At 31.3% G+C, this 25,826-nt stretch carries 21 protein-coding genes; 7 read left to right on the forward strand and 14 right to left on the reverse strand.

Annotated features, from left to right (window positions below; all coding sequences use genetic code 11):
• Positions 1-34 precede the first annotated feature (34 nt).
• The 5 genes from NH341_RS02475 to moaA all read right to left on the reverse strand — a co-directional run bounded on the left by NH341_RS02475 (position 35) and on the right by moaA (position 4,294).
• On the reverse strand, positions 35-1,153 hold the full coding sequence (locus NH341_RS02475; RefSeq protein ID WP_253055635.1) for an NTP transferase domain-containing protein: 1,119 nt from the start codon (positions 1,151-1,153) through the stop codon (positions 35-37).
• Positions 1,146-1,622 carry a cyclic pyranopterin monophosphate synthase MoaC gene (gene moaC, locus NH341_RS02480; RefSeq protein WP_159611128.1) on the reverse strand — a complete coding sequence of 159 codons (477 nt, stop codon included), beginning with the start codon at positions 1,620-1,622 and terminating at the stop codon, positions 1,146-1,148. The genes NH341_RS02475 and moaC overlap by 8 nt, the downstream gene beginning before the upstream one ends.
• A gap of 143 nt (positions 1,623-1,765) precedes the next feature.
• Positions 1,766-2,005 carry a four helix bundle protein gene (locus NH341_RS02485; RefSeq protein ID WP_370641873.1) on the reverse strand — a complete coding sequence of 80 codons (240 nt, stop codon included), beginning with the start codon at positions 2,003-2,005 and terminating at the stop codon, positions 1,766-1,768.
• A gap of 34 nt (positions 2,006-2,039) precedes the next feature.
• Positions 2,040-3,236, reverse strand: coding sequence for a molybdopterin molybdotransferase MoeA (locus NH341_RS02490; RefSeq protein WP_253055636.1), 1,197 nt, complete (start codon positions 3,234-3,236; stop codon positions 2,040-2,042).
• A 68-nt stretch (positions 3,237-3,304) separates the two neighbouring features.
• Positions 3,305-4,294: a GTP 3',8-cyclase MoaA gene (moaA, locus tag NH341_RS02495; protein ID WP_159611124.1), complete on the reverse strand. Its 990-nt coding sequence runs from the start codon at positions 4,292-4,294 to the stop codon at positions 3,305-3,307.
• A gap of 66 nt (positions 4,295-4,360) precedes the next feature.
• Between moaA and uvrC the strand changes: the two genes are divergently transcribed.
• Together uvrC and NH341_RS02505 are read left to right on the forward strand one after the other, a co-directional pair.
• Positions 4,361-6,157 (forward strand): excinuclease ABC subunit UvrC, encoded by a 1,797-nt coding sequence (gene uvrC, locus NH341_RS02500; RefSeq protein ID WP_159611123.1) that lies wholly within the window; start codon positions 4,361-4,363, stop codon positions 6,155-6,157.
• Positions 6,154-8,343, forward strand: a complete 2,190-nt coding sequence (locus NH341_RS02505) for a patatin-like phospholipase family protein (RefSeq protein ID WP_047787992.1) — start codon at positions 6,154-6,156, stop codon at positions 8,341-8,343. The genes uvrC and NH341_RS02505 overlap by 4 nt, the downstream gene beginning before the upstream one ends.
• A gap of 58 nt (positions 8,344-8,401) precedes the next feature.
• Here the strand turns inward: NH341_RS02505 and NH341_RS02510 are convergent, their stop codons facing one another.
• The 6 genes from NH341_RS02510 to NH341_RS02535 all read right to left on the reverse strand — a co-directional run bounded on the left by NH341_RS02510 (position 8,402) and on the right by NH341_RS02535 (position 17,616).
• Complete coding sequence (locus NH341_RS02510) at positions 8,402-9,946, reverse strand: ribonuclease E/G (RefSeq protein ID WP_047787991.1); 1,545 nt, start codon at positions 9,944-9,946, stop codon at positions 8,402-8,404.
• Positions 9,947-10,238: 292 nt separating this feature from the next.
• The gene (locus tag NH341_RS02515) at positions 10,239-10,529 is read right to left on the reverse strand and encodes an HU family DNA-binding protein (RefSeq protein ID WP_047787990.1); all 291 of its coding nucleotides are present in this window, start codon (positions 10,527-10,529) and stop codon (positions 10,239-10,241) included.
• A 136-nt stretch (positions 10,530-10,665) separates the two neighbouring features.
• Positions 10,666-11,904: a DUF4302 domain-containing protein gene (locus NH341_RS02520; RefSeq protein WP_239178273.1), complete on the reverse strand. Its 1,239-nt coding sequence runs from the start codon at positions 11,902-11,904 to the stop codon at positions 10,666-10,668.
• 5 nt (positions 11,905-11,909) lie between these two features.
• Positions 11,910-12,770, reverse strand: coding sequence for a substrate import-associated zinc metallohydrolase lipoprotein (locus NH341_RS02525; protein ID WP_073182310.1), 861 nt, complete (start codon positions 12,768-12,770; stop codon positions 11,910-11,912).
• A gap of 10 nt (positions 12,771-12,780) precedes the next feature.
• Positions 12,781-14,268 (reverse strand): RagB/SusD family nutrient uptake outer membrane protein, encoded by a 1,488-nt coding sequence (locus NH341_RS02530; RefSeq protein WP_159611121.1) that lies wholly within the window; start codon positions 14,266-14,268, stop codon positions 12,781-12,783.
• 12 nt (positions 14,269-14,280) lie between these two features.
• Positions 14,281-17,616 carry a SusC/RagA family TonB-linked outer membrane protein gene (locus tag NH341_RS02535; RefSeq protein WP_159611120.1) on the reverse strand — a complete coding sequence of 1,112 codons (3,336 nt, stop codon included), beginning with the start codon at positions 17,614-17,616 and terminating at the stop codon, positions 14,281-14,283.
• A gap of 213 nt (positions 17,617-17,829) precedes the next feature.
• Here NH341_RS02535 and mutY point away from each other — a divergent pair, with 213 nt between their 5' ends.
• The 4 genes from mutY to gldD are packed head-to-tail and all read left to right on the forward strand — an operon-like array spanning position 17,830 to position 21,213.
• A complete protein-coding gene (gene mutY / locus NH341_RS02540) occupies positions 17,830-18,870 on the forward strand; it encodes an A/G-specific adenine glycosylase (RefSeq protein WP_159611119.1) in 1,041 nt (346 codons plus the stop codon).
• A gap of 37 nt (positions 18,871-18,907) precedes the next feature.
• On the forward strand, positions 18,908-19,345 hold the full coding sequence (locus NH341_RS02545) for a single-stranded DNA-binding protein (RefSeq protein ID WP_047787984.1): 438 nt from the start codon (positions 18,908-18,910) through the stop codon (positions 19,343-19,345).
• Between the two features lie 19 nt (positions 19,346-19,364).
• The gene (gldE, locus tag NH341_RS02550; RefSeq protein WP_173358996.1) at positions 19,365-20,666 is read left to right on the forward strand and encodes a gliding motility-associated protein GldE; all 1,302 of its coding nucleotides are present in this window, start codon (positions 19,365-19,367) and stop codon (positions 20,664-20,666) included.
• Positions 20,659-21,213, forward strand: a complete 555-nt coding sequence (gene gldD / locus NH341_RS02555; RefSeq protein WP_073182305.1) for a gliding motility lipoprotein GldD — start codon at positions 20,659-20,661, stop codon at positions 21,211-21,213. The genes gldE and gldD overlap by 8 nt, the downstream gene beginning before the upstream one ends.
• A 1-nt stretch (position 21,214) precedes the next feature.
• On the opposite strand, the gene NH341_RS02560 is transcribed toward gldD, so the two are convergent.
• Positions 21,215-22,240 (reverse strand): heme A synthase, encoded by a 1,026-nt coding sequence (locus tag NH341_RS02560; RefSeq protein WP_159611118.1) that lies wholly within the window; start codon positions 22,238-22,240, stop codon positions 21,215-21,217.
• Between the two features lie 115 nt (positions 22,241-22,355).
• Positions 22,356-22,724, reverse strand: coding sequence for a cation transporter (locus NH341_RS02565; RefSeq protein ID WP_231128367.1), 369 nt, complete (start codon positions 22,722-22,724; stop codon positions 22,356-22,358).
• An 89-nt stretch (positions 22,725-22,813) separates the two neighbouring features.
• Between NH341_RS02565 and NH341_RS02570 the strand changes: the two genes are divergently transcribed.
• The gene (locus tag NH341_RS02570; protein ID WP_047787979.1) at positions 22,814-23,686 is read left to right on the forward strand and encodes a DMT family transporter; all 873 of its coding nucleotides are present in this window, start codon (positions 22,814-22,816) and stop codon (positions 23,684-23,686) included.
• Between the two features lie 80 nt (positions 23,687-23,766).
• Here the strand turns inward: NH341_RS02570 and NH341_RS02575 are convergent, their stop codons facing one another.
• A complete protein-coding gene (locus NH341_RS02575; RefSeq protein ID WP_159611117.1) occupies positions 23,767-25,821 on the reverse strand; it encodes an insulinase family protein in 2,055 nt (684 codons plus the stop codon).
• Between the last annotated feature and the right edge of the window lie 5 nt (positions 25,822-25,826).

Genomic DNA, 25,826 nt, shown 5'->3' on the forward strand with positions numbered 1-25,826 from the left:
GTTTTCTTATTAAATCTAATTTTGTTTGTAGCTTTTAAGAGTTAACCTCTTTTATAGCTTCTTTATAATCTTCTGGAGTGTTGATGTTTCTAATTAAATTATCATCAACCTCAATAATTTCAACATCAGAATTAATTAACATTTTACGAGGACACGAATAACCTTGTGCTAAATAGGCTAATAATTTTCCGTAAGCTTTTGGTTCGTATATTGTGATTAAAGGTTCAGGAAATTCTTTGTTTTTTCCTTTAACTGTAGTTGCAATTTTAGATGGATTTCTTTTTTGTAATAATAATTGAATAAGCTCATTATTTACAAATGGAATATCTGTAGCCATTACCAACCATGCTGAGTTTGGATCTTTTTGAAAAGCAGAACAAATACCTCCAAAAGGTCCTAGATTTAAAAAGGTATCGTGAATTTCATTTGTCGTTTCTGGAGAGGTAGATAAATCTCTTACAGAGTAAAAAGTTTCTAAATTGTTGTTTTCTAGTAACTCTTTTACATGTTCTTTTTGAGGCTTTTTATAGTACAATAATTCCGATTTGTCACGCCCCATTCGAGTACTTTTCCCGCCTATTAAAACCAACCCTTTTACAGGAGCAATATTTTCTTTAATGAGATTATGTATATGATTAGATATTTTATCAATCTCATTAATCGTATAAGAGGTGCTATTTTTGATGTTTGGAAAACGTTCTAACAAACAATCAAAATATCTTGAGTTTTTATTCAACTTAACTATAAACTGAATGTTTGTTAATTGATCTAACCTTTTTTTTACAGAAGCTTCTTTCTCATCATCTAAAATCAAAATTTGTTTCGCCCCTTGGTAATGATTTCCATTAATAAAGACAAAATCGTGATTGTAAAACTGTAAACGTTGTTCGTATTTGTTTACAGGTGATGAAGTGTTTATTTGTAAATTTCCTTCATGATGAAAGGTATATTCAGCTAACGTATTTTGCTCAACATCTTTGGCGTGTGAAGCATCAAAATATCCTAAATTGTATTGTGATAATTTTGCAGAAACTTCATGAACTAAATCAGCAATAATTCTACATTTGGTTCCTAAGATAGCTACTTCATTAGGTGCAAAATTATCATTATACTTCTTAACTAGATTTGTATGTTTAGTATGTTTTTTATCCATTTTTAATATCCGATTTACCACCAGTTTTCTCTACCAATTTCACTTCTTGAATCACCATTTTTTGACTAATAGCTTTACACATATCGTAAATGGTTAAACAAGTTGCAGAAGCTCCTGTAAGCGCTTCCATTTCTACTCCTGTTTTTCCTTCAATGGTTACTTTACAAAAAACCACTACATATTCATCGTCTACAATATTGATGTCAATATCCACTCCATTGATTAACAAAGGATGACACATTGGAATAATATCAGAGGTTTTTTTCACTGCTTGAATTCCAGCAATGATAGCGGTTTGAAAAACAGGTCCTTTTTTAGTGATGAGTTCATCATTTTTAAAATGACTCACAATTTCTGAACCTAAAAACATAGTAGCTTTAGCAATGGCTGTACGTTTCGTGATTTTTTTATCAGAAACATTTACCATCTTAGGTTGATTTTGTTCGTTTATGTGGGAAAAGTTGCTCACTCTGTATAAATTTTAAATGTTGAGTTTTTAATTTTTAGTTAAACTCTGTTGTGATGTTTTTACAATTGCTGTTAATAGCCTAATTAGCTCGTGAATGTCCGAAAGTATATCTGTAATATCAATATTTGTTAAGTCACTTTCTTTTAATAAACGTAACCAATATTAGTTTCTCTAGCTTCTTTTGAAGAAATAGACATTTTAGAAATAAAGTCTCTCTTACTTTGACCAGCTAAAGCCTCTTCTATATTTGCTTCTATTGAAGTTCCACTTCTTAAAAGCTGTTTTGAAAATATAAACTCTTTTTCTTGTTGTAGTTTTTTGTACAGAGAAATTATTTTTAAAGAGAATTGAAAACTCTTGCCTTGAACAATACTTTCCTTCATTTTAAATTTTTAACTCAAAACTAAACATTAATAATTAAAAACCCCGATACGTTAGTATCGGAAAAACACTTCCTTTTTTAAATTCTATCTCTTCAGTTTTTGGAAGTTCAATAAAACTATCAGCTTCAACCAAACTAGCTAAATCACCAGAACCATTTCCTTGTATTGGAGTTGCATATACTTGCCCGTTTTCAGAAGTTAATTTTACTTGTAAAAAACAGCTTAGATTAGGTTTAAAAGTAATGTCTTTTACTAAAATTGCTGTTTTTTCTTCGGAAGAAACGCCAATAGACTTTTTATACCAAGGATAAAAATAGACCAAACAATTTACAAAGGTTGAAACTGGATTTCCAGGAAAAGCAAACACGTTGCAGTTGTCTGTAGTGCCGAACCAAAATGGCTTCCCTGGTCGTTGCGAAACTCTGTGGAATAATTTTTTAACACCCAATCCATCTAAAACTTCAGGTAAAAAATCAAACTTACCTTTACTAACAGCACCACTAAATAAAAGCACGTCATATTCTTGTAGAAAAGACGCTATATTTTCTTTTAAAATTTGTTTTTCATCAGTAATATGAGCTGTATCTGCTGGGATTTTTAAATCGTTCAATAAGGAAACTAATGTGTATACATTGCTTCTACGAATTTGGTGGTCTAACGGATATTCATTTACATCAACCAATTCATCACCTGTAGAAACAATCATTACTTTAGGTTGTTTGGCAACTTTAACAGTGGCTTTACCTACAGTAGCTAAAACCCCTATTTCAGCAGCAGAAATTATAGTGTTCTTTTTTATTAGAATTGTACCTTCACTTTTATCAGAACCCTGTGTATGTATGTTTTGTCCTTCTTTAATTTCATCAATAGTTATAGTAGCGACTAACGTATTAATATCAACATCTTCATAGCGAATTACCGTGTCAGTATTGTTAGGTAATACAGCTCCTGTCATAACCTCATAACAGTTGGCGGCATTATCCAGTGTTTGTTGTGGACTTCCAGCAGCTTGGACTCCTTCAATTTTAAAATCGCGAACACCGTGCTCAAAAAAACGATGATTGATAGCAATACCATCCATTGCCACTCGGTTGAATGGAGGAAAATCTCTATCAGCAACAATATCTTCCTTTAAAACTCTTCCGACAGCTTCTAAAAAAGGAATTTCTTCAATTCCGAAATCTTGTGTGTTTTCTAAAACTATATGTTTGGCTTCTTCTACTGTTATCATATGTTAAAGTGTAACTGTTAAAAAGTTTAATTGTTACATTTTCAAATTATCTAATTGATACATTGAAATTACCCCCCAATGGTACTCATACTTTCGGTTACGTTTCCTTTTCTATTTGCTTCAGCCACAAAACCATTTTCAGGCTTTTCTTTTATCAATGATAAAAACAAGACTTTTAAATCTTCATTGCTTGCACCATTTCTAATAAAGTCACGTAGGTTGAAAACGCCATCATCAAACAGGCAATTTTTAAAAGTTCCTGTTGAGGTAATCCTAATTCGGTTGCAATCATTACAAATAGTACGAGTGAATGCAGGGATTATCCCTATAGTTCCCTTATGATTCTCTATAGAAAAGTTTCTAGAAGTAGATGATTTTTTTGAGGGGAGCTTAGTTACAGTGAACTGAGACTGGATTTCATCTAAGATTTTGTGGTAGTTCCAAACCTCTTCTGCATTTCGTTGTCCTCTACCATTAAAAGGCATTTCTTCAATAAAACGAACTGCAATATCCTTGTCTTTAGTAAGCTGCACAAAATTGTTAATTTCATCAGTGTTAAATCCAGACTGAACAACTACATTCAGTTTTAAATTCAACGAACTTTTTTCTAATAACTCAAAGGTTTTATATACTTCTGGGAAAACATCTCTACGGGTAATTTTAGCAAACTTTTCAGGGTGTAAACTATCAATGCTTAAATTGATATTCTTTACCTTTTTAAGGTTTTCTATCGTTTTGATGTGTTTGGAAATAAGCGCTCCGTTGGTCGTGATATTAATATCCTCTAACAAATCATTATACGATAACATTTCTAAAAAAGAAACAAAATCTTTTCTAACAAAAGGTTCTCCACCTGTTAAACGAACTTTGTTAACACCCAACTCAGTAAGTACTCGAATTATTCGGTACATTTCTTTGTAGGTAAGTAGCTCTTTTCTTGGAACAATATCAATTCCTTGAGCAGGCATACAATATTGACAACGTAAGTTACAGCGGTCGGTTACTGCTAAACGAACGTAGCTAATTTGTCTTCCAAAATTATCTATGAGTTTGCTCATATTGTAAAGGTAGTAAAACTAAAAATCATACCCTTTTAAAAGGGTAAAAAATCGTATTTTCGTAGTATGCCAACATCACTCGAACTTCAAGTACAAACACTACCGAACTCACCAGGAGTTTATCAATATTTTGATAAAGATGATACAATTATTTATGTTGGAAAAGCGAAGAATTTAAAGAAACGAGTTTCATCGTACTTTACTAAAAATCATGAGAATGGTAAAACACGAGTTCTAGTAAAAAAAATTGTTAGAATAGAGCATGTGGTGGTTGATACTGAAACAGATGCGCTACTTCTTGAAAATAATCTTATAAAGAAGTATAAACCTAGATACAATGTTTTGTTAAAAGATGATAAAACATATCCGTGGATTTGTATAAAGAAAGAGCGATTTCCTCGTATATTTTCTACAAGAAGAGTTGTTAAAGATGGATCGGAGTATTTTGGACCTTATACTAATGTACGAACTGTATATGCATTGTTAGACTTGATTAAAGAACTATATCCGCTACGCACTTGTAATTATGATTTAAGTCAAGAAAAGATTGATGCTGATAAGTATAAAGTTTGTTTAGAATATCATTTAGGTAATTGTAAAGGCCCTTGTGAAGCATACCAAAGTGAAGAGTATTATTTAGAGGACATTAGAGCAATTCGAAATATCATAAAAGGAAATTTTAAAGAAAGTTTACAGCAGTTTGAAAAAATAATGTTTGATTTAGCTGCAGATATGCGATTTGAAGAAGCACAAAAAATCAAAGAAAAGTTAGCTTCTTTACAAAACTATCAAGCTAAATCAACTATAGTAAATCCATCAATTAATAATGTAGATGTGTTTTCTATTATTTCTGACGAGTCGCATGGATATGCAAACTTTTTCAAGATAATGAACGGTTCAATTGTACAATCCTATACCACAGAAATTAAGAAAAAACTAGAAGAGACAGATAAAGAACTTTTAGAGTTGTTTATTATTGAAACTCGTCAACGATTTAACTCGTTATCAAGAGAAATTTTTGTTCCTTTTAAAGTAAATGTTGGTAAAGATATTAAAGTAACCATACCTAAATTAGGAGACAAAAAGCGTATTGTTGAATTGTCTGAACGTAATGCAAAGTTTTATCGTCAAGAACAGTTTAAGCAAATAAAGATTGTAGACCCTGATCGTCATGTAAAAAGAATCATGGCACAAATGCAAAAAGATTTAAGACTAAGAAAAGAACCACGTCATATTGAATGTTTTGATAACTCAAACATACAAGGAACAAACCCTGTTGCTGCGTGTGTGGTTTTTAAAGATGGAAAGCCGAGTAAAAAAGACTATCGTCATTTTAATATCAAAACAGTTGAAGGCCCTGATGATTTTGCTTCTATGGAAGAAGTCGTATATCGAAGATATAAACGATTATTAGATGAAAATCAACCACTACCACAGTTAATAGTGATTGATGGAGGTAAAGGACAGTTATCTTCAGCCTTAAAGAGTTTAGATGCTTTAGGTTTAAGGGGTAAAATAGCTATAATTGGTATTGCAAAAAGATTAGAAGAAATTTTTTACCCTGGAGACCCTATTCCGCTATATCTAGATAAAAAATCAGAAACACTTAAAATAATTCAGTACCTACGTAACGAAGCTCACCGTTTTGGAATTACTTTCCATAGAAACAAAAGAAGTAAAAGTGCTATACAATCAGAATTAGAGCAAATTCCAGATGTAGGAAAGCAAACTATTACAAACTTACTACGTAAGTTTAAATCAGCTAAAAGAGTAAAATCAGCTACTTTTGAAGAATTAAAAGAAGTGGTTGGGAATGCTAGGGCTCAAAAAATATACAAACACTATCATAAAAAAGGGGAATGAAAAAGTTATTAATTTTATTACTGCTGCCAACATTTATGTTGGCGCAAAACCAACCTAAAGTAGGACTGGTATTAAGTGGTGGAGGTGCAAAAGGGATTGCGCACATAGGGATTTTAAAAGAGCTTGAAAAAGCAGGTGTACAAATAGATTATATAGGTGGTACAAGTATGGGGTCTATAGTAGGAGGCTTATATGCTTCTGGTTATACAGCCAAACAAATAGAAGAGGCTGTCTTAGAAACTAATTTTATAGATTTATTACAAGATAAAGTTTCTAGAAGACAAAAGCCTTTTTTTAATAAAGAACATGGAGAAAAATATGCTGTTTCGTTACCTATAAAAAAAGGAAGTTTAGGCTTGCCTTTGGGTTTGTCAAAAGGGCAAAACGTGTTGAATTTTTTAACAGAGTTATTAGCGCCAGTTGATGATATTACAGATTTTTCTAAACTACCAATACCTTTTTATTGTATAGGAACAAATATAGAAACAGGTGAAGAAGAAGTGTTAGAGAATGGTTCATTACCGTTGGCTTTAAGAGCAAGTGCTGCTTTTCCTTCGTTGTTAAATCCAGTAGATATAGACAATAAATTATTGGTTGATGGCGGTGTAGTTAATAACTTTCCTGTTGATGTAATGAAAAAGAAAGGCGTTGATATAATTATTGGAGTTAGTGTACAAGGAGAATTATTGAAAAGAGAAGAATTAACTTCTGTGGCCTCTCTGTTAATGCAAATAATTAATTTTCAAATGTATCAGAAATCAGACCAACAGGTTGAATTGTTAGACGTTTACATAAAACCAAATGTAATTGACTACAGTGTTATTTCGTTTGATGCTAAGAAAGAAATTTTAGAAGAAGGAGAAAAAACAGCTAAAATGTATAGAGTGGTTTTTGATAGTATTGCTAAGATGCAAACTAAAAAGAATAGAAGACTAAAAATATCACCAAAAAGAAAAAGGTTTTTAGTTGATAGAATTATTATAAAGGGTAATAAAAACTATACTAATAATTATATTTTAGGAAAGCTACAGCTACGTGAAGGAGATAGTGTGTCTTACAAAGAAATTTCTAAAAAAATAAACACATTAACAGCTTCAAAAAACTTTAAAAGAATAGATTATCATTTTGAAAAATCTTTTCAAGGAAAAAAATTAGAGATAACTGTAAAGGAAGAAAAAATACAATCTTTTTTAAGACTAGGTTTACATTATGATTTACTATACAAATCAGCAGTACTACTTAATTATAATCATAAAAAGCTGCTTTTCCAGAATGATGAACTTTCATTAGATGTAGGAGTTGGTGATAAAATAAGGTATAATTTAGAGTATTTCATTGATAATGGCTTATCTCCAAGTTATGGAATAAGAACAAGGTATAATACTTTTAATAGTGATTTTTTATATAATAAAGGGATTATAAATGGAAAGTATAGAGATTTTTCAACCTCTTTATATTTGCAAACAACATTTGATAAAAAGTTTGCAATAGGTGTAGGAACAGAACATAAAAACATTAATGCAAGAACAAAAAACATTTCTACTGAAGGAAAAGAAGATTTTTTTGATAAAAGCAATTATATAAACACTTTCGCTTTTTTAAAATTAGACACCTATAACAAAGAGATGTTTCCAACAAAAGGGTTTTATGCAGATATAGGTTTTAAGTGGTTTATATGGTCTGATAGAGATAATAGACTGGATGAATTAATACAAGGTAGTGAACCTTTCCATCAGTTTTCACAATTGGGTGGTACGTTGGGGTTTGCAACTACTTTTTATGATAAATTGACATTTCAATATACTTCACAAGCAGGATATACGCTCGGAAAAAAATCGTTTGAAATATTTGACTATCGTTTGGGCGGATATAATCAAAATTATATTAATAATTTTATTCCAATGTATGGATACGATACAGGTGGGCTAAACAATCAGTCTTATTTAAGATCTGAATTTAACTTACGCTATGAGGTTTATAAAAAACATTATGCAATGTTTATAGCAAATTATGCTCGTGTTGAAGAAGATATATTTGAGGATGGAGATTTGTTTAAAAACACCAAATCAGGATATGCTATAGGGTACAGTGTAGAAACATTTTTAGGTCCTATAGAATTAAAATACACATGGTCTCCTGATCATTCAGATCATTATTGGTTGTTTAATTTAGGTTTTTGGTTCTAAAAATAAAAAAATCCCATATCAAAACGATATGGGATTTTTATTTCATAATAAGATTGCCTTACTTACTTTTTTTGTTTTTTTTCAAATAAAACTTATACTGTAAGTATTGGTAAGCATCTCGAGGTAATATTTTAATCCACTTTTTGTGTTGAATAAACCATTTAAAACGAATTGAATTAACGCCTTTTGTTAAATAGGCAGCTATAAACGGATGCACATTTAATGTGATTTCTTTATATTTTTTGCCGCTATTAAGTATACGTTCTAATTCTGATTCTATTTTATCTAATAAAACAATAGGAGCTTCAACTTCTCCATTTTTATTAGGGTTTGGTTCACGTGTTTTTATTTCTAATTCAGGTCGTACACGTTGTCTTGTAATTTGTACTAAGCCAAACTTACTTGGAGGTAAAATTTTATGTTTAGTACGGTCTAAAGACATTGCATCTTTTAAATGTTGATATAGTTTTTGTCTATTTTCTGCAGACTTCATATCAATAAAGTCAACAACAATAATTCCACCCATGTCTCGTAACTGTAATTGACGAGCTATTTCACTGGCAGCAATTAAATTGACTTCTAAAGCAGTTTCTTCTTGGTTTAAGGATTTGTTAGAGCGATTACCACTATTCACATCTATAACATGTAAAGCTTCTGTATGCTCAATAACTAAATAAGCTCCTTTACTCATTGAAACTGTTTTTCCAAACGATGTTTTAATTTGTCGTTCAATGCCATATTTTTCAAAAATAGGAACATCAGAACGATGATGTCTTACAATATTTTCCTTTTCAGGATATATTTCCTGTAAGTACTCTTTAATTTCAACTTTTAAGGTTTCATCGTTGGTTACAATACTTGTAAAAGAATCGTTCATAACATCTCTTAAAATAGAAGATGCTCTGTTTAATTCACTTAATATTTTTGTAGGAGTATTATTATTAGCTATGCGTTTGCACATAGTTTTCCATCTATCAAGTGAGTTTTGTAAATCTTTGTCAAGTTCTGCTACCTTTTTACCTTCGGCAACAGTACGTAAAATAAGTCCAAACCCTTTTGGTCTGATACTTTTTGCTAATTTTTTTAAACGTTCCTTTTCTTTCGGATCTGCTATTTTCTGTGATACCGATATGCGGTTAGAAAAAGGAACTAAAACTAAAAACCTACCTGCAATAGAAAGTTCCGAACTAATACGCGGACCTTTGGTAGATATTGGTTCTTTTACAATTTGTACTAATAAATTTTGACCTGATTTTAGTACATCGTTAATACTTCCGTCTTTATTGATGTCTTCTTCAAAACGAAAGTTTTTTAAAGTGAATTCTTTGTAATTACCTGTGCTTACTTTTTTAATGAATTTATTTAAAGATTGTACTTGTGGACCTAAATCGTGATAGTGTAAAAAACCATCTTTAGGATAACCAACATTTACAAAAGCGGCATTTAAACCAGTCATTACCTTTCCTATTTTAGCAAGGAAAATATCACCGACTGAAAAATTATGATCGCTCGTTTCTTTGTTTAACTCAATAAGTTTACCATCTCTAAGTAAGGCGAAATCAATATCAGAAGAATTGGAACGAATTATTAATTCTGTTTTCATTCTGAATATGGTTTTGTGCCATCGTAAATTTTTACGAAGACGGATTAAAATTTGTAAACAGGTATGTTGTTTATACCATTTAAGGTGTTAAAACCTTAATGTCAATGAACGTAATTTATAAAAGCAACGAAAAAGTAAGCTACTGCTTACTTTTTCTTATGGCGATTTGCTCTTGCTCTTTTCTTTCTTTTGTGTGTAGAGATTTTAGCTCTCTTTCTTTTTTTACCACTTGGCATAGTTAAAATGTTTTGTAAAACCTTTTATTGAAGGTTTTGGGTTAATACTTTTTTAATTATTTTACAGCTACTTTTGTTTTTACCCCTTCGGTAAATACTTTAGAAGGCTTAAAAGCAGGTATGTTGTGTGCAGGAATTTTGATAGTTGTATTTTTAGAAATGTTTCTACCAGTTTTTTCTGCTCTAGTTTTAATAATGAAGCTACCAAAACCTCTTAAATATACATTGTCACCATTCTCTAATGCATCTTTTACCTCTTCCATAAATGCTTCAACAGTGGCTAAAACATCTGCTTTTTCAATTCCGCTCTTATCTGAAATCTTAGATACGATATCTGCTTTTGTCATTATAAATATATTTTGTTTGTTTTCTTTTAAAAAATTGAGGGTGCAAATATATGATAATTAATTCATTCCGGAAAAAATAAGAATAAAAAACCCAAAAAACAATTGTTTTTTGGGTAAGTTTAATGAGAACAAGCTTTTATTTAACTATTGTAAACACAAAGTTAGGGTCGCCATCACTTGTTAAAATGGCAGTATCAGGGTTTATTAACTGCACTTTATAAGGAGATTTATTCACTAATAAATCAACTAGAGGATTTAAATGTGGTAGTAAACTCCAGTTTCTACCAGGGGCTAATTTACCTATAGCTAATAAATCTTTATTGCCTAAGACACCAGAAAAAGACATGCCATGTACACCAGAAGTAGAGCCTATTAAAAATGTAATCTCACCTTCACCAAGAAGATATATGTCATTTAAAGGGAAAGATGGAAATAACGAGTCGTGGATAGGTTTTACTGTGTTAAAAGTATCAATAAATTCTTGATTACTAAATGCAGGTCTAGCAGCTGTAGTCCAAGTAACAGTCATGTCGATAGGACTAGACACTATAGAAATAGAAAGGTTTCCATCAGCCGAAGTGTATTTATTTTCCGTTTCATTTAATGTAAACTCAGAATATTTTGTTCCGTTAACATCAATCGCCGGTGAAATTTCGATGCCACTAGACGTGAAGCCTACTCCGAAGTTCAACGAAGAATTACCTTCAAGGTTTGTAGCAAACCTTATTTCATCGTTTCCGATATAAGAAAAATTGTGAACAGTTCCATTATTTTCATAAGCTAAATGACCAGAAGAACTATTAAGGAAATCTTTCATGTCTTGGTACTTTTGAAAATCTGTCCAATCTTCTGCTGTAGCTTTTTTAAATCTCACCTCAACAAAATCTCTAGAAGTTCTAAAAACAATTTCATCGTTTTCAACACCGTAGTACATAAAGTTAAAATCACCTTTATATCCACTACCGCCAAAATTAGGCAATGGAGCTGAGTTACCAGAATCTGATAATTCATGAAGTTCACTTTTTGTTGTGAAAATTAAAGTTGTTGTAGTGTTTAAACCTATGGTATATTCACTTTCAACTGGTGAAATATTATTATTAAAGTTACCTATTGTTCTAACTCTAGATTCATCTAAAAAATCAAATAAGAAAGTATATCCTCCTAGGTTATTATTATCAGTAAAGTATACTGTTTTCCATCCGTGTTCTGAAGAAAGAAGTAAATCTCTTAATTCTTTCTCTCTTTGATTCATACGTTCGGTTGGCGATTGATTAAATAACTCCTCTTCTTTATTTTCATTACAAGATGTAATAAAAAGAGATAGAGTAAATAAAGCCAAAAGCACACGTATTTTAGTTATATGTTTTTTTATCATTTTAATTATTTAGTGAATTCATCAACATTTTTTGCTACTAACTCTTGTAGTTCATACAAGTCTATATTAAAATTATCTTTGTAGTATTTAACTACAATAGCTTCCTTTTTTCTGATATCTTCTTTTGCTTTAGTGCTTGTAATACCGTTTACTTTTGCATCATAATCTGCTTTGTTTGAAGATAGCATAGCGTTTATCATTTCAGCAAAATCTTCATGTTCGTTTGCTCTTGCATAAGCAGAAATAAACCCTAATTCTCTAGCCTCAGCATCAGATATCTCGAACCATTGCCCTGTGTAATCAGACGGAGTAATGTTTCTATAAGCTATCTCATCAAAGGGAATTCTTTGGTTTAAAATATGTATATATTCATGTTGAATTGTTCCAATGAATTGTATTAATTGATCTTTGTTTTTATAGTCTTGATTATCTACTTCAAAAAACACGATTCGCATTCCACTTTCGGCTAAACCTAAAACAGAAGTTGCTCCACCTGGGTTTATGTTTTGTCCACCCACTAAAAGAATTTCTCTAGGTGCTATATTTTTAATAAAGTTTTCACCTCCTAATTGTGAGTAAGGTTCAACCCAAACTGCTTTAATAGCCTCCATTGCAGGTCTAACATTCTCTATCTTTGGTGGGTGTAAATATCTGTTTAAATCAACTTTCCCTGGTCCCCATTTGTAAGAAACCTCTATGTTATAGGGTGTAGTATAATTATCTCGTAACCACTTGTCGGTTTCATTCAGTACAGGTGTAGAGATATTTATATTACTTGAACCTAAATCTTCCTCCTTTGTTGTGCATGATGAGCAAATTAATCCCAGCACGCCAATACCTAATAATAATTTGTTTATTTTTTTCATACTGTTTGTTTTATCTTGGATTTTGCTGTAAACCTCCGTTTTGAGCTGTTAAAGGTATTTGTAATTGTTTTCTTAAATCCTGTTTTTCAAGCACAACATTTGAACCATTATCTAGTTCGTGTGTAATACTTAGGTTAAAACGTCTTACATCGAACCAACGGAAGCCTTCGTGGTAAAACTGTCTTCTTTTAAACTCAGCTATAGCTTTAATGAAAGAGGTTTGCTTATCATTTAAGCCATAAGCTGGTGTGTACTCATTAGCAATAACAGGATATTCTGATTGAATTAAGCTTTCTGTTAGTATATCGGTTTTAGGATCATAGGTTTCTGTTTTGTTTCCTATGTAAGCGTTTAAGTAATTTAAGGCTTCATTATAATTTTCTAACATAACAGATGCTTCTGCTCTATTTAGTATCACTTCGTCTTTATCAAACATTGTTTGTGCTAAATAAGGTAAGCCGATACCAGCACTTTCATTTGTATACTTGAAATATTCGTTATATTTTGGAGTAAAATAAGTGTACTGGTTAGATCTATATGTGTCATAAGCCCAATTCTTTTTAAATGGGTTTGATGATCCTGTAAATAATTGAGGTCTTATTTTGTCTACCGATAACCCAAATCGTGAAGATCTATGTCTTCTTGCCCATATTGAGTTTGTAGAAATGATTAATAAATTGGCAGGCTCGTCAACACTATTATATAACATTCTTATTCCTGTTAAATTCATATTTCCATAAGCAACCATATTTCTAGCTTCAGAAACAGGATTGGTAACTACTTTATCTGCATGCTCAATTACTTTATCCCATTGACCTTTGTATAAATAAAATCTAGCAGCAAAGGCATTAGCAGCATCTTTAGTGAAATGAAACTTAGGAGAGTTATAATTATCACCAACCATTGAAAGTCCTTTAATTAAATCTTTCTCAATAAGATCGTATACTTCTTGAACTGTATTTCTTTTGTAGGTTTTAAAAAGAACAGTTTCAGGTTCTAATACGTAAGGAATTCCTAGGTCGGTAGAAGCTGTATTAGCATCATAGTGTTTTGCCCAAAAATTAACTAACATAAAATGAGCATAAGCTCTAGCAATTAAAGCTTCACCTTTTTGAGCATTTAAGTCAAACTTATTTTTTAATTCTTCAATAGAAGCTAATGCTTGGTTTGCTTGTGAAATTGCTTCATAACAAGAATTCCAATAGTTAACAGGAGAGCCTCTTTCTTCTAAATTAGAGTCTTGCCATTGATATAGTTGTAGATCTAATTGTTCAACATTTGAAACATTACCTTTATCATCAGCATTGTCAGACATTATTTCTGCCATTAGTGCATAATCTTGATCTGGATATGCTGCTGTAATTAATTGAGAAACTTTATCAGGAGAATCAATTAATGTTCTGTTATCTGGTAATTCAGATAAGTATTCACTACATCCTACAAAAGTAAAGGCTAATGTAGCATATAGTATAACTTTGTTTATTTTATTTTTAATCATACTATTATTTTGTTAAAATCCTAAATTTAATGAAAAAGTATATTGCCTAGTAATTGGTAATGCAACTCCACCTGTTTGATAGAATTCTGGATCTTGACCGTTAAGTTTAGAGTCAGAGTATAATAAAAACAAGTTTGTTCCTTGAAATTTAACTTTTAAATGTGAAAGGCCTAGTTTTTCAACTAGTTCATTATTAAACTTATATCCTAATGAAATGTTTTTCATACGTAAAAAATCCCCATCTGCTACTCGCTCAGTAGAATAGTTGTAAGCATTATAAACCGTTCTTAAGTTTGAGTTTCTTTGAAAAGCAGAAGGGTCTGGTAATACAGGGATGTTGGTTATATTCTCATCTCCAGGGTTAAGCCATCTGTTTACATGGCTCTTAGAAAAAATGCTTGTATCAGAATAAGTAGAGCTAAATACAGGGTTTAACCTTACTTTATTTCCTCCGCTACCAGTTATCAATACTCCTAAATCCCAGTTTTTGTAAGTGAAATTGTTAGAAAAACCAACTGATATATTAGGGTTTACGGAACCTTCGTGTTTTAAGTAGTCAGTTAAGTTTTCGTTGTTTTGAAAGTCTAAAACAGAAGCTACTTCACCATCTTTATTTATAAACTGTGGTAATCCTTCGTTATTTAAACCTGCAAATTGAAAAGAAAACATTGAGTTGATAGGGTACCCTACAACATTACCTCCAGTTTGATCTACTAAATCAAAGGCAATAGGTGTATTGTCTAATTTTGTAATTTCTTGATCAAAATATGAGAAATTAATGTTAGAAGACCATGTAAAGTTATCTGTTACTATGTTTTTAGTGTCTAAAGTAAATTCTATACCATAAGTTTCAACATCTGCGTTATTTCCTTGTTTTATAAATTGCCCACCGATACCAGAAGTTCTTACAAAATCAATATTATCAAATATATCTCTTTTGTAAACATCTGTTATTAAATTAACTCTATTGTTGAATAAGCCTAAGTCGACACCAAAGTTTAATTCATATTGCTTTTCCCATGTTAACTCAGAATTTTGTAATGCAGTTATATTTAAGAAGTTTTCTCTATCTGCTGGTAAAAGTCTGTCTGCTATTTGACTTGTAAATATAGCTAATGCATTTGTTGCGTTACCAGGAGTTGCCACTAAACCATATGAAGTTCTAAACTGTAAGTTACTAAAAGTGTTAGAGTTTTCTAAGAAAGACTCTTTACTAGCGTTCCATTTAGCACTAACAGTTCCTGTTGGTAACCACCTTGAGCTACTACTGCGCCCTTGTCTGTTAGACCCGTCATATCTTCCTGTTAAAGAGAAAACATATTTATCGTCATAAGAATAAGTTGCCTTACCAAAGAAAGCTACTGTTCTTTCTCTTTCTTTAGTTAATCCAAAATAAGCTTCGCCTCCATTTATCAGTTTTTCAAGAATTCTAGGGTCTGTGAATGCTGTTAAACCATTGTCGTATTGTAATCCATATCCTGTAAACCTGTCTGAATTTCTATTTACAAATCTTATCTCTTGACCTAACAATGCATTAAAATTATGTTTTTCATTAAACGTATTGTCGTACTTAAAACTATTTCTAGCATAAAAAGTCGTTAAGTAGTCGTCGTTTTTAAAATAGATACCACCGTTTGGTAAAACCGCAACAGGTAAAGCATCAGGATCTGTAGGGTCTTGATATAAGAATATATTATCATCTCTTAAAACAGTTGAAGAATCAGCATTATAAGCTCTTACAACATTTGAATTTTCTCTAACGTTATGTTCTCTTACGGTATTAACAAAACGACCAGCACCATTAAAATCGTAAGTGATGTTGTCTGTTATTTTATAAGATGCATCTAATTGGAATCGAATATCTCTTTGGTTGATGTCAATAGAGTTGTTAGCTAACTCTTCTAATATATTAAAGTCAGCCCAGTTGTTTCTATAATACTCATAACCTCCAGTATCGTTATATGGTCTTAATGTTCTGGAGGTATTAAGAGCGTAACTAAAAGGGTTGATATCAAATTCACGAGATATGTCTCCTGTTACTGGATCTGATTCTCTGCTGAATGTACCTGGTGCTTTTTGTTTTCTTATGGATGCGTTAACAGCAAGAGTAGCATTAAACTTATCAGAAAAATAGAACGTATTTTTTAAGTTAGTTGTAAAACGAGTTACCTTGTCAGCAATCGTCCATCCCGGATCATGCAAAAGACTCACAGAAGCATAGTAAGAATTACTTTCACTACCACCAGAAAGACTTAAAGAGTGGTTCTGCATTAAAGAGCTATTTCTAAATAATGTTTTAAACCAGTCAGTATTAGCTAGCTCATACTTACGTAAAAAAGCTTCTCTAGCTTCAGGAGTATTTCCTAGTTCAAACATTCCAGTAGATTCATTGTAATTATCTAAAGCAGTAGCTCTAATATAATAAACACCACCATATCTGCCTCTAGAAACGCTAGGTAATTGGAAAAACCCCCTACTTTCATTTTCTCTAAAAATAGCCATACTTTCTTTAGAGTTTAATAAATCAAAATTATTATACGAAGGTATGTCGCGTATTGTTTGTTCTAGGTTATAATTAAGTTTTAAAGGAGAATCTTTTCTACCAGACTTAGTAGTTATTACTACTACACCATTTCTTGCTCTAGCACCATAAATAGATGTAGCTGAAGCATCTTTTAAAATATCTATTTTTTTAATATCATTGGCATTTATACCTGCTATAGATGAGCTGATTAAGGTTGAAGGGTCACCAGATGTTAATTGATCTAGGTTTTGTTCAATAACATCTTCTTGTACCACACCATCAATTACATACAAAGGTGTGTTGTTTCCAAAAATAGAAGAAGACCCTCTAATGGTAATGTTTGGAGCAGTACCGAATGTTCCTGAAAGGTTTTGAATGTTAACCCCTGCAACTCTACCTTCTAACATGCGAGTTACATCTACAACTCCATCTAATTTAAGATCATCTATCCCTACAGAGACGGCGGAACCCGTAAAGGTTTTTTTGTTTATTTTGTCGTAACCAGTAGCGATAACTTCTACTTCATTAAGAATGTTAGCGTCATCTTCTAATACTAAATTAATTACGGATTGGTTTAGTACTTTTACTTCAGTAGTCTTTTTTCCAATAAAACTGAAAACAAGTACATCTCCTTGATTTACTCTAATGGTATAATTTCCATCAAAATCTGTTTCTGTTCCTTTGGTTGTGTTTTTAATTAAAACAGTAACACCAGGAAGAGGTCCAGTTGTGTCGGAAATTGTACCAGAAATACTTTTTTCTTGAGCGTATGTTATTCGCCCAAGTAACACTATAAATAGTGTTAGCATGAATTTAGATTTCATTAATTAAATTATTTAAATTAGTACCCGGAAAAAAATAAATTTTCCCCTTCATTATCAGAAGTAATAACAGTTTAAAGTATTTTTACCCTACTTTTTTGTAAAAAAAAACTAACTAAATTATGTTTTTGTTTGTTTTTTGTTGTTTTAAGTGGTTATAATGTAATTGTGTTTTTGTTTGTTGTGTTTTTTTTAATTTAAATAGTGTTTTTTTTTTTGGTTTTTAAATTGATTTGTTGGTATGGTGAGAATAAAAGGAGTCTTCCTTGGAGAGAGACAAAGAATCCTTATTTTATTTGGTTGAGTGAAATAATGCTACAACAAACCAGAGTAGAACAAGGTTTGCCTTATTACTTAAAGTTTACAAAGGCATTTCCAACAGTGTTTGATTTAGCAAAAGCAGATGAAAGTGAAGTGTTAAAATTATGGCAAGGTTTAGGTTACTACTCTAGGGCGAGAAATTTACATTTTACAGCTAAATTCGTGGCAAATGAATTAAAAGGTATGTTTCCTAGTTCGTACAAAGAGTTGATTAAGTTAAAAGGCGTGGGAGATTATACGGCTTCAGCTATTGCTTCCATTTGCTTTAAAGAACCAGTTGCTGTTGTTGATGGTAATGTGTACAGAGTTCTTTCTCGTTATTTCGGCATAAGTACCCCAATAAATTCAACTAAGGGAATTAAAGAGTTTAAGGAGTTGGCGCAAACACTTATTGATACCTCACAACCGGATGTGTATAATCAAGCTATAATGGATTTTGGAGCGATGCATTGTAAACCTCAAAATCCTCTGTGTAATAAATGTCCATTAGCTAATGGCTGTGTGGCTTTAGCAAAAAATCAAATAAAAGAGCTTCCAGTAAAAGAGAAAAAAACAAAAATTAAAAAAAGATATTTTAATTATTTGGTTCCAATAACAGAAGAAAATGAAACTGTTTTAGAAGAACGAAAGGGTAAAGGTATATGGCAAGGATTGTATCAATTTCCTTTAGTGGAGACACAAAAGAAAACAAGCGAAGAAGAATTAGTGAAAAATAAACAGTTTACAATGCTTTTCCCAGAAGAAACTACAATTTCTCTTTTTAATACTGAAGATATTATTCATAAACTATCGCATCAACACTTAATTACTAAGTTTTGGATAATAAAAACTAGGAAAGTTAATGAACAAACGATGGATTGGGCTGTAGTAAAAAAATATCCAGTACCAGTGTTAATTGATAAGTTTTTAGAGGAATATTTAAGCAAAGAATCTTAAAATTTGTATATTTGATTTTACGCAAAATTATAATGCTATGGCAGGAACAATAAATAAAGTCATTTTAATAGGGCATTTAGGTGATGAGGTAAAAATGCATTATTTTGAAGGAGGAAACTCAATAGGGCGATTTCCTTTAGCAACCAATGAAACCTACACCAACCGACAAACAGGAGAAAGAATAACAAATGTTGAATGGCATAATGTAGTTGTACGTAATAAACTAGCAGAAATTTGTGAAAAATACTTAACTAAAGGAGATCGAGTGTATTGTGAAGGGCGTATAAAAACACGACAGTATGAAGTTGATGGACAAAAAAGGTATACAACCGAAATTCATGTACAAGACATGACGTTTTTATCAACGAAAAAAGATCCAAACAATGCACAACCAAATGTGGTGCCTACTCAAGGAGCTCCTAATCATACACCACCAAATGTAGGTAATGAAGAAGATGATGATTTACCGTTTTAGTTTAATTAAATTTTAAAAATTGGACCCAGAACCCGAACCTTTACTTTTAGTATTATCAAGTTTTGATTGGTTGACTGCTATCAACTGTTTGTTGTTACTTTTATTATTGATTTGTTCTGCATTAGTTTCAGGAACTGAAGTTGCTTTCTTTTCAATTTCGCAAACAGAATTAGATGAGTTATCAGCGAATTCCAAAGAAGAAAACACTGTAGTAAAACTGCTTCAAGATCCTAAAAAGTTATTAGGGACCATTTTAATAACAAATAACTTTATTAATATTCTTATTGTATTACTCTTTGCAAGTATTGGTAGAGTGTTTTTTATTGGTTTATCAGATGTTTTGAGGTTTTTGGTAGAAGTGATTCTTGTTACTTTCTTAATTTTATTATTTGGTGAAGTGTTACCTAAAGTATATGCTAGTAGAAAATCATTACAGTTTGCAGAGTTTATGTCAAAACCTATTTTAGCATTAAACACTTTACTTACACCTTTAAGTTTACCGCTTATTAGATTAACAAGTGTTGTTGAAAACAAGCTTGGCAATAAGAATAATAACCTTTCTGTAGAGCGTTTGTCACAAGCATTGGAGTTAACATCTGATGACGCAACGACTAAAGAAGAACAAAAGATTTTAGAAGGGATTGTAAGTTTTGGGAATACTGAAACGGTACAAATTATGAAGCCTCGAACAGATGTGTGTGCAATAGCAGATGATACTAGTTACGAAGAGGTGTTACAAACTATTTTAAAAAACGGATATTCAAGAAATCCAGTATATCATGAAAGTATTGATAATATTACTGGAGTTTTATATGCTAAAGATTTATTAGAGCACTTGAGTAAGAAAACGTTTAAGTGGCAAAAGTTGTTGAGAGAACCATTTTTTGTGCCAGAAAATAAAAAACTAGATGATTTGCTAGTAGAGTTTCAAGAAAAGAAAAAACATTTGGCAATTGTAGTCGATGAGTACGGTGGTACAAGCGGAATTGTAACATTAGAAGATGTAATAGAAGAAATAGTAGGTGATATCAATGATGAATTTGACGATGAAGACCTCACTTACTCGAAACTTGATGAAAATAATTATATTTTTGAAGGAAAAATAACTATTAAAGATTTTTGCCGTGTCTTAGAAGATGAAGATGAGGAAAAATTTGAAGAGGCTAAAGGAGAAAGTGAAACTATAGCAGGTTTTATTTTAGAAGTCTCAGGTAAATTTCCAAAAAAAGGTGAAAAAATAAACTTTAGTAATTATACGTTTACTATTGAAGCGTTGGCTAAAAAACGTATAAAACAAGTAAAAGTTACCCGAAATGCGTAAACTCTCTTTGCTGATATCAGCAATATTTTTAATAAGTTGTGGTGAGGAAACCTTACCTAAGCCAAAAGGTTATCTAAGTTTAGAGTATCCTGATAAGGTTTATAAAAAAGAAAATTTAAATAAACCATATGCGTTTGAAATAGCTCAAATAGCTCAAACCAAAGATTTACCGAAAGGCTGGATAAAAATTGAGTATCCAAGTTTAAAAGCATCGGTAGATATCACATATCGCCCTATTGAAGGAAATTTAAGAGAGTTATTAATAGAATCTGAAAAACTAGTATTTGAACATGCTATTAAAGCAGATCAAATTACTGCTCCAGTAGAATATGCAAATCCAAATACAAAAGTTTACGGAAGTTTATACCAAATTTTAGGGAATGCTGCATCACAAGTGCAGTTTCACGCAACAGATAGCTCTAAACACTTTTTAAAAGGGTCTTTATTCTTTTATACCAAACCAAATTACGATTCTATTTTACCAGCAGTTGAATATATTAAAAAAGATATGATTCATATGATGGAGACGTTGGAATGGAAAGATTAAGCTATTGAATCGTTACTTTCCTAGATTGTAGCCATAAATAAAATTGTAATCCGAATAAAATAGCACCTGATAATAAGTGCACAGCTTGTGTTCCTAAAGGGAATTCTGCATAGTACATTAAAATACCTGTAATCGTTTCTAAAAAGATTAAGAAAACTATCCAATTTACTAGTTTATATCCTAAATTTTTTATTTGATTTAAGTAGAATAATCCAAGATTTACCAATACAATAGCTATAGTAAATGAACGATGGATGTAAAATTTAATGTTCGGATCCATCAAGCTATAATGTTTGTTTTCAAACCCATGTAGTTTTACTTGTTCGTCAATAAATTGGCGAACCTGAGTTCCTAAAGCAATTTGAATTAATGAAAATATAGCTGAAAGAATTACCAACTTACTAAATACTGAATTGTATTTGGAGGGTGTTTTTTTTCGATCAGAAACGATGTAAAGCAACCATAATAACAAAGCAACAATAACTAAACCACCAACCATATGAATGGTGATAATTGTTGGTTTTAGGTTTGAGTCTACAACAGTTTTTCCTAACCAAGCTTCAAACAACATTAAAAAGAAAGCTCCGAAAGATAAAAGAGTTATTTGTTTGCTTTCTTTCCAAAATTTAACAGAAACAAAAATTAAAAATAGAAAAGGAATACCCGCCAGAGCAGAACTCAATCGGTTAATATATTCCGTCCAAGTATGAAATTTATTAAACTTAGCGTAATCGTGTTTGGTGTACTTTTCCCAGTTGTTAGCGTTAAATTCATCAGTGGTTTTTATGTTATGACCAGCGACAAATAACGCTTCATCTTTTACGATGATCATTCCTTTTTTGTACTCGTAATTAGGTTGCCAAGTAATTTCTTCTTCAGAAGTTGGTGGGATGTAATACCCGAAACATTTTGGCCAATCAGGACACCCCATTCCTGAACCTGTCATACGAACAACAGAACCGGCTAGAAAAATAACATATACAGCAATCAACGAGATTTTTACAATGAGAGGAAAATGTTTCTTCATCTGACGAAAAGTTTTAGCAAAGATACTTAAAAGGCATAAAAAAAGCTCCTTATTAAGGAGCTTTCGATATTGTTTAAATTGAATCTTATTTACGCTAAATTAAGATGTAGCAAGGTTATTCTTCTTCTTTTTTTGTAATCTCTGAAGCCTTGTACATGTCACCGCTACCAATTCCTTCAACAAAAGCAATTAAATTAGTTTTGTTTGTTTTGTTAGCATCATATTTAATAGTTGCAATACTATCATTAAAAACAACGTTTGCTTCTAAAACGCCTTCTTTCTTACTTAAGTCAGAAGCTATTTTTCTAGCACATCCTATTTCACAAGTCATTCCTGAAATACTTAAAGAAAGTTCTTTAGCATTAGCAGCAATTTCAGTTTTTTGTTCTTGAGTAACCTCCTCTTTTTTAGCTTCATTTTTACATCCAACAGCTAAAAAACTTACGATAACTAAAGCAAATAGTATTTTCTGAATTTTCATCATTTTTATTTATTGAGTTATTCAGCAAATTTATCAATAAAATCAAAATTAAAAATAGAAATAAACGACTTTTGTGCTTAAAATTATTGAAAATGAATAATCAACAACAAAAATGGTTGTTTTTAATTGTGCTTTCGCTAGTTTGGGGAAGTTCTTTTATTTTAATGAAAAAAGCCTTGATAGGATTAACTCCAATTCAGGTAGGTGCTTTACGAATGTTAATTACAGCATTTTTTTTATTGTTAGTTGGGTTTAAGAGTTTAAAAAGAATTCAAAAAAAACACTGGAAGTATGTGATAATTACGGCTGGTTTAGGAACTTTTTTTCCTGTATTTCTATTCGCATTTGCAATACAGGGAATAGATAGCTCAATAGCTGCTATTTTAAATTCGCTTACCCCTTTTAACACTTTTGTTTTTGGAGCATTAGTTTTTGGGTTTTCTTTTAAAAAGAAACAATTAGTTGGAATTTTAATAGGCTTAATAGGTACTTTAATTTTAATTTTAAAAGGAGCAGAGTTAAATCCTAACCAAAATTACTGGTATGCATTATTAGTAGTAGTTGCGTCAATAGGTTATGCTTTTAACGTTAATACAATAAAAAAATACTTATTTGATTTGGATGCTTTAGCAATAACAGTTGGACATTTTGTAGTGCTTACTGTTCCAGCATTTATCGTTTTAGCGTTTTCTGGCTTTTTTTCAACTTTTGCAATAACAGCAGAAACAACTTCTGCATTGGGTTATGTAGCAATATTAGCTGTTGTAGGTACAGGAGTAGCAAAAGTGTTATTTAATAAAATGGTGCATTTATCATCTCCTGTTTTTGCAGCTTCTGTAACATATTTAATTCCAGCAGTTGCTGTAATGTGGGGAATTATTGATGGAGAAAAATTAAGTTTAATTCAGTTGTTAGCGGGAGGAATTATTCTGCTTGGAGTTTGGTTGGTAAATAAAGCAAGATAATTTTAAAAATGACTTAAATAAAAAGAGCCAAAATATTATATTTTGGCTCTTTTTTTAGTTTTTATAGTTAAGTCTAACTATTATTTAAAATCAGCGTCAGAAACCCCTTCATTAATTTTAATTTCTTTCGTGATGAACTCAAAAGTCATTGGTCCATTCTTTTGAATCATTTTATGAGGGAATTTAATTCCATTTACTTCTTTGTAATCTGAAAAAACAACAGGTACTTTCATTTCTCCTTGTGGTCCTTTAGCGGTTTTAACCTCTTTAACCTTTAACCCAGATTTTACATCATAAAAGATTTCTTTTTTACCATGTTTAATCACATAAGCATTGTTTCCGTCTATAGGCTCAATTCTGTCCAAAGTGCCTGTTTTATAAGCTTTGTCAGCAAAAGGAGCAGCAGTGTTTTTAACTTCTTCTAAATCTTCACCTGTCATTTCTTTTTTCTGACCTTGAACTTCTTGATATCCTTTAGTTCCGTCAAAAATTACTTTTTGCATTACGTTGCCCATCATAGAAACAACTACAGAAGATTTATTAGGAGTAGCGCTTTTTTGGACTAAACTTAATTGCATTCCTTGAACTTTTGCTTCAGAAGAAATCATTAAAGAATTCACGTTTCCTACTTTATCTAATCCTCCAATAGCCTTAAAGTAATTGTTAATAACTGAACTTGCTGTAGTTCCTTCAGGAATAGGTAAGCTCATTTCAGGTTTTTTAGTAGGGTTAGCATACGCATCAAAATAATTTATTTTATATTCTGATGTTTTTTCTAAGTTCTTTAAAACATCAATTCCTTTACCTGTAATAATTATACGAGCTTTATCTCCTCTGAAATGTTTAATTGCTGCGTTTTGTACATCGTCTAAAGTAACAGAGTTGATATTTTCTAAATATTTTTCATAAAAATTGTTTGGCAAATTATAACGAGCAATATTTAATGCAAAATTCGCTGCTACAGATGGTTTTTGAACATTACGTACAAAACTACCTATATATTCAGCTTTTGAATTTTTTAATTCTTCAGGTGTTACTTTTTGATAACGAATTTTATTAATTTCTTTTTGAATTTCTACAACAGCACTATCTGTAACTATATTTCTTACAGCTGCACTTGCTTTAAAAACACCAGCATTTTTATTTTTATCTTGTGAAAGATTCGAATAAGACCCGTATGTATAGCCTTTATCTTCACGTAAGTTCATGAATAAACGTGCAGTACCACCGCCTCCTAAAATATTATTTGCTAATAGAGCTGCGTAATAATCTTTATCACCTAATGTTAAATCAACTGTGTTAATTACAGCTACTTGAGATTGTACTGCATTTGGCATGTTTATAAAATTAATTTCAGTAGTTTCAACATTGGTAGGTACATTGTAGCTAGTGGTAGGTATGGTTCCTTTTTTCCAATCGCTGAATAAATTCTTAACTAATTTTTTAGTCTCAGTAGGGTTAATATCTCCAACTATTACAAGGTATGCGTTATTTGGCTTGTAGTAGGTGTTATAATTGTTTTTTGCATCTTGTAGTGTAATATTTTTAATACTTTCTTTAGTTATGAACTCGCCATACGGATGATTTTTACCATATACTAAAGCATCTTCAACCCTTCTAGCAACAGCTTCTACACTTTTTTCGTTAGATTTAATTCCTTCTAAAGTACGTTCAATTACTTTATCGAATTCTTCTTGTGTAAATTTAGGGTTTTTAACCCCGTCAGCCATTAAGCCTAAAACCTCTCCAAAATACTTTGTTAATGATCTTACTGAGGCTCCATTGCTTCTAAAAGAAACATTTGCTCCAAGGTAATCAACCCTTTCATTAAACTCATCTTTAGGCATATTTGTTGTGCCGTTACCTAGCATGTCTCCCATAACCTGAGAAACACCTGTTTTATCACCTTCTAAATAAATAGGGTTATCAATTGTTAATGAAGCAGAAACCCTTGGTAATTTATGGTTTTCAACCATAATTACTTGTAAACCATTGTTTAATTTGAACTTTTCGGCTTTCCCTAACTTAATTTTAGGAGCTGGCCCTGGCTTTGGTTGTACACTTCTATCTATTTGAGCATTTACAGCAAAAGACATGCTTACAACTGCTAATGCTGCTATTATTATTTTTTTCATACTGA

The sequence above is a fragment of the Tenacibaculum sp. XPcli2-G genome (assembly GCF_024124505.1).
Taxonomy (GTDB): domain Bacteria; phylum Bacteroidota; class Bacteroidia; order Flavobacteriales; family Flavobacteriaceae; genus Polaribacter; species Polaribacter mesophilus.

Bases quoted from the DNA above. Each gene is read 5' to 3' on its own strand.
- NH341_RS02530 (WP_159611121.1), bottom strand. From the start codon at position 14,268: ATGATTAAAAATAAAATAAACAAAGTTATACTATATGCTACATTAGCC.
- NH341_RS02510 (WP_047787991.1), bottom strand. From the start codon at position 9,946: ATGAAAACAGAATTAATAATTCGTTCCAATTCTTCTGATATTGATTTC.
- NH341_RS02490 (WP_253055636.1), bottom strand. From the start codon at position 3,236: ATGATAACAGTAGAAGAAGCCAAACATATAGTTTTAGAAAACACACAA.
- NH341_RS02485 (WP_370641873.1), bottom strand. From the start codon at position 2,005: ATGAAGGAAAGTATTGTTCAAGGCAAGAGTTTTCAATTCTCTTTAAAA.
- NH341_RS02515 (WP_047787990.1), bottom strand. From the start codon at position 10,529: ATGACAAAAGCAGATATCGTATCTAAGATTTCAGATAAGAGCGGAATT.
- moaA (WP_159611124.1), bottom strand. From the start codon at position 4,294: ATGAGCAAACTCATAGATAATTTTGGAAGACAAATTAGCTACGTTCGT.
- NH341_RS02565 (WP_231128367.1), bottom strand. From the start codon at position 22,724: ATGATGAAAATTCAGAAAATACTATTTGCTTTAGTTATCGTAAGTTTT.
- NH341_RS02545 (WP_047787984.1), top strand. From the start codon at position 18,908: ATGGCAGGAACAATAAATAAAGTCATTTTAATAGGGCATTTAGGTGAT.
- uvrC (WP_159611123.1), top strand. From the start codon at position 4,361: ATGCCAACATCACTCGAACTTCAAGTACAAACACTACCGAACTCACCA.
- NH341_RS02560 (WP_159611118.1), bottom strand. From the start codon at position 22,240: ATGAAGAAACATTTTCCTCTCATTGTAAAAATCTCGTTGATTGCTGTA.
- NH341_RS02505 (WP_047787992.1), top strand. From the start codon at position 6,154: ATGAAAAAGTTATTAATTTTATTACTGCTGCCAACATTTATGTTGGCG.
- NH341_RS02525 (WP_073182310.1), bottom strand. From the start codon at position 12,770: ATGAAAAAAATAAACAAATTATTATTAGGTATTGGCGTGCTGGGATTA.
- gldD (WP_073182305.1), top strand. From the start codon at position 20,659: ATGCGTAAACTCTCTTTGCTGATATCAGCAATATTTTTAATAAGTTGT.
- NH341_RS02535 (WP_159611120.1), bottom strand. From the start codon at position 17,616: ATGAAATCTAAATTCATGCTAACACTATTTATAGTGTTACTTGGGCGA.
- NH341_RS02570 (WP_047787979.1), top strand. From the start codon at position 22,814: ATGAATAATCAACAACAAAAATGGTTGTTTTTAATTGTGCTTTCGCTA.
- NH341_RS02520 (WP_239178273.1), bottom strand. From the start codon at position 11,904: ATGATAAAAAAACATATAACTAAAATACGTGTGCTTTTGGCTTTATTT.
- NH341_RS02475 (WP_253055635.1), bottom strand. From the start codon at position 1,153: ATGGATAAAAAACATACTAAACATACAAATCTAGTTAAGAAGTATAAT.
- NH341_RS02575 (WP_159611117.1), bottom strand. From the start codon at position 25,821: ATGAAAAAAATAATAATAGCAGCATTAGCAGTTGTAAGCATGTCTTTT.